General features: G+C 62.1%; 14 protein-coding genes. 5 read left to right on the top strand and 9 right to left on the bottom strand.

Annotated features, from left to right (window positions below):
- Positions 1-37: 37 nt before the first annotated feature.
- From ASD07_RS28985 to ASD07_RS28960, 6 genes are all read right to left on the bottom strand, one after another.
- Complete coding sequence (locus ASD07_RS28985; RefSeq protein WP_055939077.1) at positions 38-1,165, bottom strand: acyl-CoA dehydrogenase family protein; 1,128 nt, start codon at positions 1,163-1,165, stop codon at positions 38-40.
- A 9-nt stretch (positions 1,166-1,174) separates the two neighbouring features.
- The gene (locus ASD07_RS28980) at positions 1,175-1,843 is read right to left on the bottom strand and encodes an SDR family oxidoreductase (protein WP_055939075.1); all 669 of its coding nucleotides are present in this window, start codon (positions 1,841-1,843) and stop codon (positions 1,175-1,177) included.
- A gap of 5 nt (positions 1,844-1,848) precedes the next feature.
- Positions 1,849-3,048, bottom strand: a complete 1,200-nt coding sequence (locus ASD07_RS28975) for an acetyl-CoA C-acyltransferase (RefSeq protein WP_055939072.1) — start codon at positions 3,046-3,048, stop codon at positions 1,849-1,851.
- Entirely contained in the window at positions 3,041-4,864 is a 1,824-nt protein-coding gene (gene aceK, locus ASD07_RS28970) for a bifunctional isocitrate dehydrogenase kinase/phosphatase (RefSeq protein ID WP_055939069.1), read from the bottom strand. Before aceK ends, ASD07_RS28975 begins: the two co-directional genes overlap by 8 nt.
- Before the next feature lie 23 nt (positions 4,865-4,887).
- Positions 4,888-6,072, bottom strand: a complete 1,185-nt coding sequence (locus ASD07_RS28965) for an isovaleryl-CoA dehydrogenase (RefSeq protein WP_055939067.1) — start codon at positions 6,070-6,072, stop codon at positions 4,888-4,890.
- Positions 6,073-6,143: 71 nt separating this feature from the next.
- Complete coding sequence (locus ASD07_RS28960) at positions 6,144-6,548, bottom strand: MerR family DNA-binding transcriptional regulator (protein WP_055939064.1); 405 nt, start codon at positions 6,546-6,548, stop codon at positions 6,144-6,146.
- A 48-nt stretch (positions 6,549-6,596) separates the two neighbouring features.
- Between ASD07_RS28960 and ASD07_RS28955 the strand changes: the two genes are divergently transcribed.
- Together ASD07_RS28955 and ASD07_RS28950 are read left to right on the top strand one after the other, a co-directional pair.
- Positions 6,597-7,661: an MBL fold metallo-hydrolase gene (locus ASD07_RS28955; RefSeq protein WP_055939061.1), complete on the top strand. Its 1,065-nt coding sequence runs from the start codon at positions 6,597-6,599 to the stop codon at positions 7,659-7,661.
- A 269-nt stretch (positions 7,662-7,930) separates the two neighbouring features.
- The gene (locus ASD07_RS28950) at positions 7,931-8,341 is read left to right on the top strand and encodes a hypothetical protein (RefSeq protein ID WP_055939058.1); all 411 of its coding nucleotides are present in this window, start codon (positions 7,931-7,933) and stop codon (positions 8,339-8,341) included.
- A 209-nt stretch (positions 8,342-8,550) separates the two neighbouring features.
- Here ASD07_RS28950 and ASD07_RS28945 read toward each other — a convergent pair whose 3' ends face one another.
- From ASD07_RS28945 to ASD07_RS28935, 3 genes are all read right to left on the bottom strand, one after another.
- Positions 8,551-9,132 carry a UbiX family flavin prenyltransferase gene (locus ASD07_RS28945; protein ID WP_055939055.1) on the bottom strand — a complete coding sequence of 194 codons (582 nt, stop codon included), beginning with the start codon at positions 9,130-9,132 and terminating at the stop codon, positions 8,551-8,553.
- A complete protein-coding gene (gene grxD / locus ASD07_RS28940; RefSeq protein WP_028103513.1) occupies positions 9,125-9,442 on the bottom strand; it encodes a Grx4 family monothiol glutaredoxin in 318 nt (105 codons plus the stop codon). The genes ASD07_RS28945 and grxD overlap by 8 nt, the downstream gene beginning before the upstream one ends.
- Positions 9,443-9,704: 262 nt before the next feature.
- Positions 9,705-12,053 carry a Tex family protein gene (locus ASD07_RS28935; protein WP_055939052.1) on the bottom strand — a complete coding sequence of 783 codons (2,349 nt, stop codon included), beginning with the start codon at positions 12,051-12,053 and terminating at the stop codon, positions 9,705-9,707.
- 206 nt (positions 12,054-12,259) lie between these two features.
- Between ASD07_RS28935 and ASD07_RS28930 the strand changes: the two genes are divergently transcribed.
- The 3 genes from ASD07_RS28930 (at position 12,260) to ASD07_RS28920 (ending at position 17,186) form a co-directional block, all read left to right on the top strand.
- Positions 12,260-15,382: a DEAD/DEAH box helicase gene (locus ASD07_RS28930; RefSeq protein WP_055939049.1), complete on the top strand. Its 3,123-nt coding sequence runs from the start codon at positions 12,260-12,262 to the stop codon at positions 15,380-15,382.
- A 4-nt stretch (positions 15,383-15,386) separates the two neighbouring features.
- Positions 15,387-16,418 carry a PAS domain-containing sensor histidine kinase gene (locus ASD07_RS28925; protein WP_055939046.1) on the top strand — a complete coding sequence of 344 codons (1,032 nt, stop codon included), beginning with the start codon at positions 15,387-15,389 and terminating at the stop codon, positions 16,416-16,418.
- Positions 16,419-16,505: 87 nt separating this feature from the next.
- Positions 16,506-17,186 carry a response regulator transcription factor gene (locus tag ASD07_RS28920; protein ID WP_055939590.1) on the top strand — a complete coding sequence of 227 codons (681 nt, stop codon included), beginning with the start codon at positions 16,506-16,508 and terminating at the stop codon, positions 17,184-17,186.
- Positions 17,187-17,189 lie beyond the last annotated feature (3 nt).

Here is a 17,189-nt window from a genome sequence, read left to right as displayed (position 1 = left end):
GGCTCCTGGCTGAGCTCCTGGCCGGGGGCCCGCTGCCTTACAGCGCGCGGGCGATCAGCAGTTTCTGGATGTCGCTGGTACCTTCGTAGATCTGGCACACGCGCACGTCGCGGTAGATGCGTTCCACCGGGAAGTCCGCGGTGTAGCCGTAGCCGCCGTGGATCTGGATCGCGTCGGAGCAGACCCGTTCCGCCATCTCGGAGGCGAACAGCTTGGCCATCGCCGCCTCTTTCAGGCAGGGCTGGCCAGCGTCCTTCAACGAGGCGGCGTGCCAGATCAGCTGGCGCGCCGCTTCCAGCTGCATCGCCATTTCCGACAGCTTGAACTGCACCGACTGGTGCTCGAAGATCGGCTTGCCGAAGGATTCGCGCTCGCGCGCGTACTTCAGGGCCGCTTCAAACGCGGAACGCGCCATGCCAACCGATTGCGAGGCGATGCCGATACGGCCGCCTTCCAGGCCGGACAGGGCGATCTTGTAGCCCTGGCCCGCTTCGCCGATCATGTTCGCTGCCGGTACGCGGCAGTTTTCGAACAGGATCTGGGCGGTGTCGGACGAGTGCTGGCCCATCTTGTGTTCGATGCCGGCCACGATATAGCCCGCGGTGTTGGTCGGCACCCAGAACGCGCTGATGCCCTTCTTGCCGGCTGCCTTGTCGGTCACGGCAAACACGATCGCCACGTCGGCATGCTTGCCGGAAGTGATGAACTGCTTGGTGCCGTTGATGATGTAGTCGTCGCCATCGCGGGTTGCGGTGGTGCGCAGGGCGGCGGCATCGCTGCCGGTGTGCGGCTCGGTCAGGGCGAAGGCGCCCAGCATCTCGCCTTGCGCCAGTGGGCGCAGCCACTGCTGCTTCTGCTGCTCGTTGGCGTACATCATGCCGATGCTGCACACCGGGCAGTTGTTCACGGAGATCACAGTCGATGTGCCGCCATCGCCGGCCGCGATTTCTTCCAGTACCAGGGCCAGCGACACGTAATCGAGGCCCGCACCGCCCAGTTCTTCCGGCACGGCGACGCCGAAGGCGCCCAGCGCCGCCAGCTCCTTCAGCTCTTCTTTCGGGAAGTGGTGTTCCTTGTCCCAGCGTGCTGCGTTGGGCGCCAGGCGCTCCTGCGAAAACGCGCGCAGCGCGTCGCGGATCATTTCGTGTTGTTCGTTGAGGATCATGTTTTAGTTTTACCAGCCAATAGGTGAACCGTCATAGTCTCGGTAGACGGCTTGTTCGGACGCTGGCAGTTCGGCCAGCACCTTGCGCAGTCCGCGCACGCTTTCTTCAACCGCCAGCGCGGCGCCGGCGCCGCCCATATCGGTGCGCACCCAGCCCGGGTGCAAGGCCACGCAAGTGGCGCCCTGCGGGCCGAACTGGTGTGCGGTGTCGACCAGCACGGAGTTCAGCGCGGCCTTGCTGGCGCGGTACAGCGAGCCGGTGGAACCCTGGCGCTCGCTGAGGGAACCCATGCGCGACGACATCACCGCCAGCTTGCCGCGTCCCGCGCACACCAGCGGCGCGATGATCGGCAGCAGCCGCATTGCCGACAGCACGTTGATGTGCATGACGGAGTCGAAATCCGCCTGCATCGGAAAGCCGTCGCTGCGCGGGCCATACACGCCGGCGTTCAGGATGGCGACGTCCAGCTCTTCGCCATCCAGTTTCCAGCCCATGCCGGCCACGGCTTCCAGGTTTGTTACATCCAGCTTATGGGCTTCGGCACCCATTTCGGCCAGCATGGCGACATCTTCCTTGCTGCGGGCCGTGGCGATCACGCGCCAGCCGTCGGCCAGGTACTGGCGAACCAGTTCCAGGCCGATGCCGCGCGAGGCGCCGATAACGAGTGCCAGCGCCATCCTGCTTACACCAGCTCGATGCCCATGGCGGTGGCCTCGCCGCCGCCGATGCACAGCGCTGCCACGCCCTTCTTGCCGCCCTTGGCTTTCAGTGCGCCGATCAGGGTGGTGATGATGCGCGCGCCGGTGGCGCCGATCGGGTGGCCCAGGGCGCAGGCGCCGCCGTGCACGTTGACCTTGCTGTGCGGGATGTCCAGGTCGTGCATCGCTGCCATTGGCACGGCGGCGAAGGCTTCATTGATCTCGAACAGGTCAACGTCGCTGACTTTCCAGCCGGTCTTGGCCAGCAGCTTCTGGATCGCGCCCACTGGAGCGGTGGTGAACTGTTCCGGCACAAGGGAGTTGGTGGCGTGGCCGGTGACCTTGGCGATCACGTTGGCGCCCAGCTTCTTGGCGGTGGATTCGCGCATCATGACCAGTGCGGCAGCGCCGTCGTTGATCGAGGAAGACGATGCGGCGGTGATGGTGCCGTCTTTGGCAAAGGCCGGCTTCAGCGCCGGGATCTTTTCGATCCTGGCTTTCAGCGGGCCTTCATCCTTGTCGATCACCACGTCGCCGGCGCGGCCGGATACGGTCACCGGCGTGATTTCCCAGTTGAAGGCGCCGGATGCCTGCGCTGCCTGCGCGCGCTTGACGGATTCGATGGCGAAGTTGTCCTGCGCTTCGCGGGTGAACTTGTAGGCAGCGGAGCACTGTTCGGCGAAGGTGCCCATGGAACGGCCGGCGCCGGTCTTGGCGTCGCGCGTGTAGGCGTCTTCCAGGCCGTCGTACATCATGTGGTCGAACATCATGCCGTGGCCGATGCGGTAGCCGCCGCGTGCCTTGGGAACCAGGTAAGGGGCGTTGGTCATGGACTCCATGCCGCCGGCCACGATCACTTCCGCGCTGCCGGCCGCCAGGGCGTCGTAGGCGAAGATCGCCGCCTGCATGGCGGAGCCGCACATCTTGGACAGGGTCACGGCGCCGGCGGATACCGGCAGGCCGGCCTTGATCGAAGCCTGGCGTGCAGGAGCCTGGCCCTGGCCCGCCATCAGGCAGTTGCCGAAGTAGACGTGTTCGACAGCTTCCGGCTTGATGCCTGCGCGTTCGACGGCGGCCTTGATGGCTACCGCGCCCAGGTCATTGGCGCTCAGGCTGGCGAAGTCGCTCTGGAAGGCACCCATTGGGGTACGGGCTGCGCCAACGATTACGATTGGGTCATTCATTTTCAAAGGTCTCCAAAAGGGAAGGTGTTGCTTGCTTCGCCGCCTCGGGCAGCGAATCTCGGTTGCGGAAACGGACGTGCTGGGGATACGGGAACACGTCCTCAATGACGCCACTGGCGATCAGCTCTTTTTTCCTGGCCCACCAGTGGGGCGAGAGCAGTTCGGCGTGGTGCTTCATAAAGTATTTTCGGATGTTCGCGTTCCCCAGCAAGAATTTGTCGAACTGCTCGGGGAACACGTCGTGCTTTCCGATGGGGTACCACGGCTCGGCGGACATTTCATCCTCCTCGTTGCGCGGCGCCGGAATCACACGGAAGTTGCAGTCCGTGAGGTATTCAATTTCATCGTAGTCGTAGAAAACGACACGCTTATGACGGGTGACGCCGAAATTCTTGTATAGCATGTCGCCCGGGAAGATATTGGCGGCCACCAGGTCCTTGATGGCGTTGCCGTATTCGACGATGCCGTGCTCCAGCGCCGCTTCGTCGCCCACCTCATCGGCGTGCGACAGGAACATGTTCAGCGGCACCATGCGGCGTTCGATGTACAGGTGCTTGATCACCAGCTGGTCGCCTTCTTCCTCGATCAGCGAAGGGGCGAAGTGCTTCAGCTCCATCACCAGCTCTTCGCTGAAGCGGTTGCGCGGGAAGGCGACGTTGGAGTATTCCAGCGTGTCTGCCATGCGGCCCACCCGGTCGTGGTGTTTCACCAGCAGGTATTTGCCTTTGATCTGCTCGCGCGTGGTTTCCTTCGGCGCCGGGTAGAAGTCCTTGATCACCTTGAATACGTAGGGGAAGGACGGCAGCGCGAACACCAGCATCACCAGGCCGCGGATGCCGGGCGCAATCGCGAACAGGTCGGACGAGTGCTTCAGGTGCTGCAGGTAGTCGCGGTAGAAGGCATTCTTGCCTTGCTTCTGCAGGCCAAGGATGGTGTAGATCTCGCTGCGCGGCTTCAGCGGCAGCAGGTTGCGCAGGAACTGCACGTAGGCCGATGGCACTTCCATATCGACCAGGAAGTAGGCGCGCGTGAAGGAGAACAGCAGCACGATATCCTGCTGCTCCGTCAGCACCGCATCCAGCACCAGTTGCCTGTTCTTGTTGTGCAGGATCGGCACCACGAAAGGCAACTCGCGGCTGCCGTTGATGGCGCGCCCTACGATGTAGGCGCCCTTGTTGCGGAAGAACAGGCTGGAAAGGACCTGGATCTGCGCATTCGGCTCCGGTTCGCCGAACAGGTCGGACAGCCGTTCTTCCACCAGCGCCACGTCGCGCGACAGGTTGGCGAACGGTGTGTTGAGCTGGAAGTTGGTGACGATGCGCTTGAGCGTGAAGGTCAGGCCATCCTGGCCCGGGTAATACACGCGGTAGGTGGGCGCAACTTCTTCGGTATCGATGTACTCGGTCGACACCACCGGGCGCACGAAAATGAACTCGTTGTGGAAGTAGGAGCGGTGCAGGATATTGCAGCACACGGAATTGAAAAAGGTCTCCGCCAACTCCGGCTGCTTGTGGCCGGACAGCATGCCGATGTAGTGCAGCTTGAGTTCGCGCCACACTTCATCGGTCAGCTCGGACGGATCGTACTCGTCCTCCAGCATCTGCACGCATTCCTGCACGCGCTTGTCGTAAAAGTCGATCCGTTCGCGCGCCGCGACCTGGGCCACCGCCCAGTCGCCCTGCTCGAAATGCCGCTTGGCCGCCTGCGCCGCCTGGCGGAACAGGCGGTAGTGCTTGTCGAACCCCTCGCGGATGGTGCGCGCGATGTCGAACGCGATCTGCGACGACAGCAGCTTGGGGAAGGCGGCGTGGATCATGGCGGCCTTGCGGCGATGTTCGCTTACTTGGTTTCGGCGAACAGTTCGCGGCCGATCAGCATGCGGCGGATCTCGCTGGTGCCGGCGCCGATTTCGTACAGCTTGGCGTCGCGCCACAGGCGGCCAACGCTGTACTCGTTGATGTAGCCGTTGCCGCCCAGGGTCTGGATTGCTTCGCCAGCCATCCAGGTTGCCTTCTCGGCCGAGTACAGGATGGCGCCGGCGGCGTCCTTGCGCAGTGCACGCACTTGCTCCGGCGAAGTGGCGCGGTCGCAGGCCTGGCCGACGGCGTAGACGTAAGCGCGGCAAGCCATCATGGTGGAGTACATATCCGCCAGCTTGCCCTGCATCAGCTGGAATTCGCCGATCGGCTGGCCGAACTGCTTGCGGTCGTGGATGTAAGGGACCACGGCGTCCATGCAGGCCGACATGATGCCCAGCGGGCCGCCGGAGAGCACGGTGCGCTCGAAGTCCAGGCCGGACATCAGCACGTTGACGCCCTTGCCCAGGCCGCCCAGCACGTTCTCGGCCGGCACTTCGCAGTCTTCAAACACCAGCTCGCCGGTGTGGGAGCCGCGCATGCCCAGCTTGTCCAGCTTCTGGGCGATGGAGAAGCCCTTGAAGCCCTTCTCGATCAGGAAGGCGGTCATGCCGCGCGGGCCGGCTTCGATGTCATTCTTGGCGTATACCACCAGGGTGTCGGCGTCCGGGCCGTTGGTGATCCACATCTTGGTGCCGTTCAGGACCCAGCGGTCGCCCTTGAAGTCGGCGCGCAGCTTCATCGACACCACGTCGGAACCGGCGTTCGGCTCGGACATGGCCAGCGCACCCACGTGCTCGCCGGAGATCAGCTTCGGCAGGTATTTCTTCTTCTGTTCTTCGGTGCCGTTACGCTTGATCTGGTTGACGCACAGGTTGGAGTGCGCACCGTACGACAGGCCGACCGAGGCGGAAGCGCGGGAAATCTCTTCCATCGCGATGATGTGGGCCAGGTAGCCCATATTGGCGCCGCCGTATTCTTCGGAGACGGTAATGCCCAGCAGGCCCAGCTCACCCATCTTGCGCCACAGGTCCATCGGGAACTGGTCGGTGCGGTCGATTTCAGCGGCGCGCGGGGCGATCTCGGCGGCGGCGAACTGCTGTACCGCTTCGCGCAGGGCGGCGATGTCTTCGCCGTGGTCAAAGGTCAGGCCTGGCAGATGGAGCATGTCTTCCTCTATTGGTGTTGGGTATTGAAGCGCAAATGATACGCCTGACTTACGTTAACGTAAACGTCAACTCAGCCGGCCGTAGTTTGCTTTTCGGCAAGTGCAGCCAGCAGGCGCCTGCACTCTTCCTCGTGGGTGGCGATCTCCTGCAGCGACATATCGATGTCTTCGCGCTGTTGTTCCAGCGTCTCACGGTGCTGCGACAGCACGCCCAGGAAGCGGTTCATCTGGGCTTCAGTATCTTTTGGCGACTCATACATGTCGACCAGGCTCTTGATTTCGCTCAGCGACAGGCCGATGCGCTTGCCGCGCAGGGTCAGCTTGAGGCGGGTGCGGTCGCGCGGCGTATACACGCGGTTGCGGCCGCCGGCGCCTTCGCGCGACGGCGCCAGGAGGCCCTGGTCTTCATAGAAACGGATGGCGCGCGGGGTGATGTCGAACTCGCGGGCCAGTTCGGTGATGGTGTAGGTCGGCATGGCTTACAATGGATCTTCCGTTTACGTAACGTCAATCTATTGTACGCCATGAACCCGCTCGAATCCCAGCTTGACTACCCATTTGGCGACACCCTGCCGGACAGTGGCACGGTGCTCGAAGTCGCGCCTGGCGTGGCGTGGATGCGGCTGCCTTTGCCGTTCGCCCTCGACCATATCAACCTGTGGCTGCTGCGCGAAGAAGGCGGCTGGAGCGCGGTTGATTGCGGCGTGGCGCTCGATGCCAGCAAGCAGGCCTGGAATGCCGTGCTGGCCGGGCCGCTGGCGGGCCAGCCCTTGCAGCGTGTAGTGGCTACTCACTGTCATCCTGACCACGTCGGGCTGGCGGACTGGCTGTGCCAGCGCTTCGGCGTTTCGCTCTGGATGACGACCGGCGAATATGCCTTCGCGCGCATGATGTCGGCGGCCCTGCCGGGTGTGGACGGCCCTTCTGCCGTGCCGCACTTCGAGCGCCACGGGCTGGCCGACCCCGACATGCTGGAAAAGATGCGTTCGCGGAAGAGCTATTACCCATCGCTCGTGCCCTCGGTACCGGCTTCCTATGTCCGGCTGCTGGACGGCCAGTCGATCCCGGCCGGTGGCTGCAGCTGGCGCGTGATTACGGGTTCTGGCCACTCGCCGGAGCACGCGGCGCTGTATTGCGAACAGCTCAATGTGCTGATTTCCGGCGACATGGTCCTGCCGCGCATCTCCACCAACGTTTCGGTATTTGCCGTCGAGCCGGAAGGCAACCCGTTGCAGCAATACCTCGACTCGCTCGAGCGATTTGCCAGCCTGCCGGACGATGTGCTGGTCCTGCCATCGCACGGCCGCCCGTTCCGCGGCCTGCACACCCGCATCAAGCAGTTGCGCGATCACCATGAAGCCCGCCTGGCCGAGGTGCTCGCCGCCTGTAGCGGCCAGCCGTGTTCTGCCGCTGAGATAGTACCAATCATGTTCCGTCGGCCACTCGATGCCCACCAGCTCAGCTTCGCATTGGGCGAGGCGCTGGCCCATCTTCACAAGCTGTGGCGTGATGGTATCGTGCGCCGGGATACCGGGAATGACGGCATCATCAAATTCATCAAGGCGCATAAAGTTACCGGCGGTCTTTAATACCAGCCGACCGGTCGGCAACCAAGACAGCCTCTAGGTTTGTGGTCGAAAATCAACTTTATTTCTAAAGTTGTAACCGATTGCTTGTCGTCCTGACAAGTAGATTCTGCTGTTTTTTGCCATTTCTGCCAAAAGAAATTTGGGCTAGCAGAGCGGGAAATCGGACAGTCTGTAGCGTCAATTGTTAATTGTTGTTATCTACAATTGTCACAATTGGTCTGATAATTCTAGAGACTGACATTCATGTTGTGACATGAAATAGTGCAACTATGAATTCTTCAAACGAACGTGAAAGCTTTAGCCAGCGTCTCCAGCAGGCTTTGAAAAATGCCCACTACTCCCCGGACAGCCCAACTCGTCTGGCAAGAGAGTTCAACATCAGGTTTGAGGGCAGGCCGATTACGGTCCACGCGGCCCGAAAATGGCTGGTTGGCGAGGCAATTCCGACCCAGGAAAAGCTGCGCATGATTGCGCAGTGGCTCGGCGTTCCTGCTGAATGGCTGCGCTTTGGCGGTGCCGAAATCGAGCACCATAATGGCGACACGAACGGTAGCAGCCTGGCGCGTTTCGAGTCGGCTGACGTCAAATTGATCGCCGATTTGCAACGGCTGGACGACCACCACAAGCAAATTGCGCGCGAATTTATTCGCATGCTGGTAAGGGTCAACTACCAAAAGTAACAGAACGACACTATTTGTCCTGCGCAAAACAGCCCAAATAGCTTTCAAAAGTAGGTCCGAGTTTCACTTAGCGCGCCGGCTCCCGGCGCGCCTCCCCGAAGTGCCAGGATGATGTTTTCGGCACTGCCGGCATGGCGTCCTGCCATGTCACAAACGACCATACCAGTTTGTAACGAGCTTGATACATCAGCTCGCAAAGGCGCATGTTTTCAGGGATTCATGCCATTCCAGCGAGGGGCCAGATTGTGACATAGGCCGAATAAGTCGATGACGCGCGCCACGGTGTGGTCCACCATATCATCGATGCTTTGCGGCTGGTGGTAAAAACTTGGCAATGGCGGAAAGATAATGCCGCCCATTTCCGTCACGGCGGTCATATTGCGCAAATGCGCGAGGTTGAAGGGCGTCTCGCGCACCATCAGTATCAGGCGGCGGCGTTCCTTCAGCATCACATCGGCGGCGCGGGCAATCAAGTTGTCCGACAGGCCATGCGCGACGGAGGCCAGGGTTTTCATTGAGCAGGGGGCAATCACCATGCCGTCGGCCTGGAACGAGCCGCTGGCGATGGAGGCGCCGATATTGTTCTGCTTGTGGACGACATGGGCCAGCGCTTCGACTTCCTTGCGCTGCAAGCCAGTTTCCTGGTGGAGGGTGAGGACCGCGGCGTCGGAGATGACCAAATGCGTCTCGACGCCTTCAATATTGCGCAGGTGCTGCAGCAGCCTCACGCCGTACACGGCGCCGGTAGCGCCGGTGATGGCAATGACCAGCCGCTGCGGGCGATCAGCCATTGTTGTCCAGCAGGGCCTTCAGTTCGCCGGATTCATACATCTCGGACATGATGTCGGAGCCACCGATGAATTCGCCGCGCACATACAGTTGCGGGATGGTTGGCCAGTTCGAGTATTCCTTGATGCCCTGGCGCACTTCCGGATCGTCCAGCACGTTGACGGTGGCGATGTTCTCAACGCCGCAAGCTTTCAGGATCTGGATGGCACGGCCGGAGAAGCCGCACTGTGGGAACTGGGCGGTGCCCTTCATGAACAGCACGACAGGGGTGTTGCTCACGGTTTCTTTGATCCAGGTTTGTACGTCGCTCATTGCATTCTCACTGCTAAGGATTGGAATCCCGTCATTTTACCGCGAAACCGCGCTTGGCCTGTTGACGCAGGTCATGTCTCAATTCGGTGCCAAATTCAGTGCCAGGTCTGTCATTTGGACAGATACCGCTACCCATTGATCCATCTCAATACGTAAAAAGGGGCTAAATCGCGTATTGAGAAAGATCAAATGATGGCGCTAGCTGTCCGATTGACAGACCTGGCACCGACTTCTTGGCACCGACTTCTTAGCGGCGAAATTCTTAGCTGCGCAGCTTGGCGAAGGCGGCGGCCATCGAGCCTTGCTGGACCGGCTCGCGCGATTGCTGCTTCTGCTGCTGGCCCATGGCGCGGCGGTCGTTGCGGTCGCCGCGCTGTTCCGGGCGCGAGCCGGCAGCCGGGGCGCTGTCCGACAGGCGCATGGTGAGGGCGATACGCTTGCGCTTGGCGTCCACTTCCAGCACTTTGACCTTCACCACCTGGCCGGCTTTCACCACCGTGTGCGGGTCTTTGACGAAGGTGTTCGACAGGGCCGAGATGTGAACCAGGCCGTCCTGGTGCACGCCGATGTCGACGAAGGCGCCGAAGGCGGCGACGTTGGTCACCACGCCTTCCAGGATCATGTCCACGCGCAGGTCGCTGATCTCTTCCACGCCTTCCTTGAAGGTGGCGGTGGTGAATTCAGGGCGCGGGTCGCGGCCCGGCTTTTCCAGTTCCCTGATGATGTCGGTCACGGTCGGCACGCCGAACTTGTCGTCGGCGTACTTGGCGGGCGACAGGGCTTTCAGCAGCTTGCTTTCGCCGATCACGCCGCGTACGTCTTTCTGGATGTCGGCCAGGATCTTCTCGACCACCGGGTAGGACTCGGGGTGCACCGCCGATGCGTCCAGCGGGTTCTCGCCGCCCATCACGCGCAGGAAGCCTGCTGCCTGTTCGAAGGTCTTGTCGCCCAGGCGCGGCACGTTCTTCAGCGCGGTACGGGAGGCGAAGGCGCCTTTCATGTCGCGGTAGCTGACGATGCTCTGCGCTACGCTGGTCGACAGCCCGGAGACGCGTGCCAGCAGCGGTGCGGAGGCGGTATTGACATCGACGCCGACGGCGTTCACGCAGTCTTCCACCACCGCGTCCAGCGAGCGCGCCAGCTGGGTCTGCGATACGTCGTGCTGGTATTGGCCGACGCCGATCGATTTCGGGTCGATCTTCACCAGCTCGGCCAGCGGGTCTTGCAGGCGACGTGCGATCGATACCGCGCCGCGCAGCGATACGTCCAGCTCCGGCAGTTCGCGCGAGGCGTACTCGGAGGCCGAGTACACCGATGCGCCGGCTTCCGACACCACGATCTTGGTCAGCTTCAGCTCCGGGCATTGCTTGATCAGGTCCTGCGCCAGCTTGTCGGTTTCGCGCGAGGCGGTGCCGTTGCCGATCGAGACCAGCGACACATTGTGCTTGGCGGCCAGCTGCGACAGGGTGTGCAGCGCGCCGTGCCAGTCGTTGCGCGGCTGGTGTGGATAAATGGTGGCGGTATCCACCACCTTGCCGGTGGCGTCGACCACGGCAACTTTCACGCCGGTGCGCAGGCCAGGGTCCAGGCCCATGGTGGCGCGCGGGCCGGCCGGCGCTGCCAGCAGCAGGGCTTTCAAATTGGTCGCGAAGACGTTGATCGCGTCCAGCTCGGCTTTTTCACGCAGTGCGCCCATCAGTTCGGTTTCCAGGTGCATGAAGGATTTCACGCGCCAGGTCCAGCGCACGGTGTCGGCCAGCCATTTGTCGGCCGGGCGGCCGGCTTGTTTGATGCCGAAACGGGCCGAAATGCGGCTTTCGCAAGGGTTATGCGGCGCGTCCCACTTCGGTTTTTCCTCTTCCGTGTCGAGGCGCAGCGTGACGTCCAGCATGCCTTCCCGGCGTCCGCGCAACAGTGCCAGGGCGCGGTGCGACGGCACGGCGGCCAGCGGTTCGGAATAATCGAAGTAATCGGCGAACTTTTCGCCTTCCTCTTGCTTTCCGTCAACAACTTTGGATTCAACTACGCCATGATCTTGCACATATTCGCGCAGCGATTGCAGCAGGGTGGCGTCTTCCGCGAAGCGCTCCATCAGGATCTGGCGGGCGCCGTCCAGGGCGGCTTTGGCGTCGGCCACGCCAGGATTCTTGCCGTCGGCGGATTCGAAGGCTTCGCGCAGGTAGCCGCCAGCCAGCTCGTCAGGGTTCAGGCTCGGGTCGGCCAGCAGGGTGTCGGCCAGCGGGGCCAGGCCGGCTTCGATGGCGATCTGGGCCTTGGTGCGGCGTTTTTGCTTGTATGGCAGGTAAAGGTCCTCGAGACGGGTCTTGTCCTCTGCGTGCATGACCGCATCTAGCAGCTCCGGCGTCATCTTGCCTTGTTCGGTAATCGAATTGACGATCGCTTCGCGGCGGTCTTCCAGCTCGCGCAGGTAGCGCAGGCGCTCTTCCAGCAAACGCAGCTGGATGTCGTCCAGGCCACCGGTCGCTTCCTTACGGTAGCGGGCGATAAACGGGACGGTGGCGCCTTCGTCCAGCAGGGCGATGGCGGCGGCGACCTGGGCCGGCTTGGCGGCCAGTTCGAGGGCGAGGCGTTGTTCGATAGAAGGCAGCATGACGGTGTTTCCAAACGGTGAAGGCCGAAATCATACAACGCCCGCATGGCCAACGGGCGCCGGAATAGATTATTATTAATTAGTTAATGTTGTCCGTCTAACTTGTAGTTGCACTAAGTTAGGATTTTCACAAACACGAAACTGTGGAAGGCGGATAATATTGCATGTTGCTGTTTTTGAACCGCTGATTTAAAAGAATGCGCCCAATGGATATTACCCGCGACGAAGCCCGCGAAACTCCAGTCGCACCGGCCCCTGCATCTGCTCCGGTACCAGCCGCTCCGCCCAACCAGCTTCCCTATGCTGTGGCGACGTGGTTGCAGAGGGTGGATGCAGCCGCGCATCCCAAGCCCAAACTGGCCCCGGTCGACATCGACCCGAAACAGACCAACTACAAACTGATTTACGTGCTGGCGCCGACCAGCGGCGGGCGCCATGTTGCGCTCTGCCTGTACAAGGCGCGCCTGAAGCCGAACGGCGACGTGGCTGCGGCCACTCCGGTCAGCGAAGTGTTCTCCCTGCTCTCCGCCCCGCCGGCCTTCCTGGCGCCGGGCGATGAAGACCTGGTGCGCTTCTTTGTGGCGATGCGCAGCGGCCCCAATTCCCAGACTGGCAGCGCGACTGAGCCGCGCGGCAAGATCGGCGCGGCCCTGCTGCAGATGCTGTCCGAGCATGACAAGTTGCTGTGGGCGAATTCCTGGTCCGACGTCGGCAATGGCCTGGTCTATCCAATGAAGGCGGGCGACATGCGCAATGCCAGCCTGGCCTGGCGCGAAGAAGGCAAGGGTTTGCGCCTGGGCTGGCAAGTCGATGTGCAGGAAGGCACGAAACACCATGGCGCCGACCAGATCGACTACATGCTGCCGACCGAACCGCCGTGGTATATCGACAACCTCTCGACCGGCGTGCTGCAGCTGAACCAGGGCGGCACCACGATTCCGCTGGCTGAGCTGCAAGCCCTGGTGGCGCAGGCGCCGCTGCTGATGCCGAACGATAAGATGCGTGTGTCGCAACTGCTGCTGGCGCATGGCCTGCAGCAGCTGATGCCGCTGCCGCAGCCTTTGCCGCAGCGCGTGCGCACCGACGTCAAGCCGCGTCCGATCCTGGTGCTCGATTCGGCGCAACTGGCCGATGGCACCCTGCAGCGCTGGAACGACTATGCCGTGCTGTCGTATGACTATGATGGCGAACGCGTCTCCTTCGACCCTTCGCAGCGGGTGGTGCGCCAGCGCGGTGAAGTCACCGAGATCATCCAGCGTAACGAAGCTGCCGAAGCGGCTGCGCTGGACACCCTGACCCAGCTTGGTTTCAAGAAACCTACCGCTTTGCCGCTGTCGAGCGTGCGTGGCGGCCTGCTGCTGGCCAACCAGGCGGACTGGATCCGCTTCGCCGAGTTCGGTATCGATGAGTTGCTGGCTGCCGGCTGGCGCGTCGAGAAGTCGCCCAAGTATCGCTACGATATGGTGACGGTCGACGACTGGTATGCCGAGGTCGAGGAAGAAGCGTCTGACAATGGCAACGCCTGGTTCGACCTGGAGCTGGGCATCACCGTCAATGGCGAGCGCGTGCCGCTGTTGCCGGTGCTGGTGCAGATGATCCGCAACTTCCCGAACGACTTCGGCCCGAAGGCGCTGGCCGTGCACGGCGAATCGGACCAGATGCTGGCCGCGCTGCCGGACGGCACCCGCGTGGCCCTGCCCTGGAACCGCCTGCGCCCTATCCTGGCGACGATCGGCGAACTGTACTTCAGCGAAAAGATTCGCCACTCGGTGCGCATGTCCTCGCTGGACGCGGCGCGCCTCGACGAACTGGCGCGCAATGTCGACTTCCAGTGGACCGGCGGCGAAGCGCTGCGCGAAATGGGCCGCAAGCTCAACCAGTTCTCCTCGGTGCAGCGCGTGCCGACCCCGGCCAGCCTGCGAGCCACGCTGCGCGACTACCAGACCGACGGCTTGAGCTGGATGCAATTCCTGCGCGAGTACAACTTCGGCGGCATCCTGGCTGACGATATGGGCCTCGGCAAGACCGTGCAAACCATCGCCCACATCCTGGTGGAGAAGGAAGCCGGCCGCCTCGACCATCCAGCCCTGGTGATTGCGCCTACCAGCCTGATGAACAACTGGCAGGATGAAGCGGCCCGCTTCGCGCCAAGCCTGAAAGTGCTGCTGTTGCAGGGCAAGGATCGCGCCGAACTGTTCGACGAGATCCCGAAAGCCGACCTGGTGCTGACCACCTACGCCCTGCTGCCGCGCGATGAAGAAAAGCTGCGCGAGCACGATTTCCACCTGGTGATCCTGGACGAGTCGCACTACATCAAGAACACCCGCTCCAAGGCGGCGCAGAGCGCCGGCCTGCTGCGTGCACGCCACCGCCTGTGCCTGTCCGGCACGCCGCTGGAAAACCACCTGGGCGAGCTGTGGTCGCAATTCCACTTCCTGCTGCCTGGCCTGCTGGGCGACGAGAAGACCTTCAACAGCAATTTCCGCCACCCGATCGAGCGCCAGGACGACCCGCAGCGCCGCATGCTGCTGAATCGCCGCATCAAGCCGTTCCTGGTGCGCCGTACCAAGGACGGCGTGGCGAAAGAACTGCCGCCGAAGACCGAGATGGTGCGCAAGGTGGAGCTGTCGGGCGCCCAGCGCGACCTGTACGAAACCGTGCGTCTTGCGATGGACCAGAAAGTGCGCGAGGAAATCGACCGCAAGGGCGTAGCGCGCTCGCAGATCGTGATCCTGGAAGCGCTGCTCAAACTGCGCCAGGTCTGCTGCGACCCGCGCCTGGTGAAGAGCACCAAGAAGGCCGCGACTACCGGCTCGGCCAAGCTGGTCGACCTGATGCAGATGGTGGAAGACCTGCTGGAAGAGAAGCGCAAGATCCTGGTGTTCTCGCAATTCACTTCGATGCTGGAGCTGATCGAGGAAGAGCTGGAAGCGCGCGATATTCCGTACGCGATCCTGACCGGCGAAACCCGCGATCGCGGCGCCCAGGTAGCGGCCTTCCAGCAAGGCGCGGTGCCGATCTTCCTGATCTCGCTGAAGGCCGGCGGCGTGGGCCTGAACCTGACTGCGGCCGACACCGTGATCCATTACGATCCATGGTGGAATCCTGCTGCCGAAAACCAGGCCACCGACCGCGCCTGGCGGATCGGCCAGGACAAGCCGGTGTTTGTCTACAAGCTGATCGCCAAAGGTACGCTGGAAGAGAAGATCCAGCTGCTGCAACAGAAGAAATCGGACCTGGCGCAATCCGTGCTGGCCGAAGGCGAATCGCAGAAGATGGCCTTGACCCAGGAAGATTTGCAACAGATCTTCGCACCGTTACAGGATTGATCCCATGCTGAGTGCTGAACACTATCGCCAGATTCTCGACCACAGCAGCGACGTACACTGGATGCTGGACTGCGATAGTGGCCAGCTGCTGTACGTCAGCCCTGCCGCGGAAAAGCTGTTCGGCTACATGCCGGAACGGGCGCAGCAGGTGGCTGCCGACTTGATGGGCGAGTTGCCGCAGCGGCTCGAAGCCTATTCTTCCGGCGACACCACGCGCCGCCACACCGTGCGCGATGCTGAAATGGCCGGCCGTGATGGCGTGATGATCCCGGTGGAAATCGAATCGACCCTGGTGCCCGATGTCGACAGCGGCGTGCTGCGCCTGGTCGGTACCGTGCGCGATATCCGCGACCGCGTCGAGCGCGAAAAGCAGCAGAAGAAATTCGCGTCGATGGTGTCGCACGAATTCCGCACGCCATTGTCGACCATCGACGGCGCCATCCAGCGCCTGGAAATGACCTCGGCCAATGCCGATGAAAACACCAAGAAGCGCTATCGCAAGATTCAAACCTCGGTCGACCGCTTGCTTGAATTGATCAACGAGTACCTGAGCCCGGAGCGTATGGCCAGCATCGGCCGCAAGCGCCAGGCCGACGAAGTGTCGCCGGAAGCCTTGCTGGAAACCGCCGCCGAAGCCGCGCGCCAGCGCCGCAGCGAGATCACCGTGCGCGCGGAAGGCTTGCCGCAATGGATGCGTTGCGACCCGCAAGGCATGCGTTTGTGTCTCGATATACTTTTAGATAACGCCCTCAAGTACACAAATGACAACGTTGCGATAGAATTGCAGGGTAGGAAAGCCAGCGAAGGCGGGGTTGAACTCCTCGTCATCGATCGCGGCGCGCACGTTCCGGATGATGAGCTAGGCAAACTCTTCGACAAGGGTTACCGAGGCAAGGCCGCCGCAGGGCATGCCGGTTCCGGCCTCGGCCTGTATATGGCCAGGAATGTTATAGAGGTCCACGGCGGCACACTGTCTGTGGAAAATTTGCCTGAAAGCGGCAAGAAATTTCGGATTTGGCTCCCTATTGCTGCTTAAGCCTTGCGCAGCCCGGGACCAACCGTGATAATTCTTCGACGCAAGCCCTAAACCCCGGCTTGCGACTGAATGGAAAATGGCGCATCAATGACGCAAATACTGATTGTGGAAGACAACCTGGAATACGCCGAGGAGATGGCGGATTTCCTGGCTGAGCTTGGCCATGTAGTTCACACCACCAATAATGCCCAGGAAATGTGGTCCGCCCTCAGCCAGGGCACCGTGGGCGTTGTCGTGCTCGACCTGGGCTTGCCGGACGAGGATGGTTTCAACGTCATCCCGCGCATGCGCCAGCTCTACCCGCAAATCGGCCTGCTGGTGCTGACCGGCCGTGTGGCATTCGATTCCCGCATCATGGGCCTGCGCCTGGGCGCCGACCATTATCTGACCAAGCCGATCAAATTCCCGGAACTGGCGGCCCATATCGAGGCGCTCGATCGCCGTGTCGGCCCGCAGGAAGCCATCCCGGTTCCCAGCAAGTGGACCCTGAAAGTGTCGGCGCGCCAGCTGGAACTGCAGGGCCAGGCCATCACCCTGACCGAGAAAGAGTGCAATTTCCTGCACCTGCTGACCATTAACACCCGTCCAGTGCCGCGCCAGGTGATCGTCGCCGGCATCGGCGGCGATGATCCGGATGCCGGGCGCCGCGTCGACATGCTGGTGTATCGTTTACGCAAAAAAGCGCGTAGCGGCCTGGGCCAGGATTTACCCCTGCGTTCGGCCTATGGCGAGGGTTATAGCCTGTCCGCCAGCTTCAATCTCTCCTAATAG

It is taken from the genome of Duganella sp. Root336D2, from assembly GCF_001425005.1.
Lineage (GTDB): Bacteria > Pseudomonadota > Gammaproteobacteria > Burkholderiales > Burkholderiaceae_D > Rugamonas.
The sequence above is the reverse complement of the archived record's forward strand: the minus strand, read 5'-3'. Positions and strand labels throughout refer to the sequence as shown.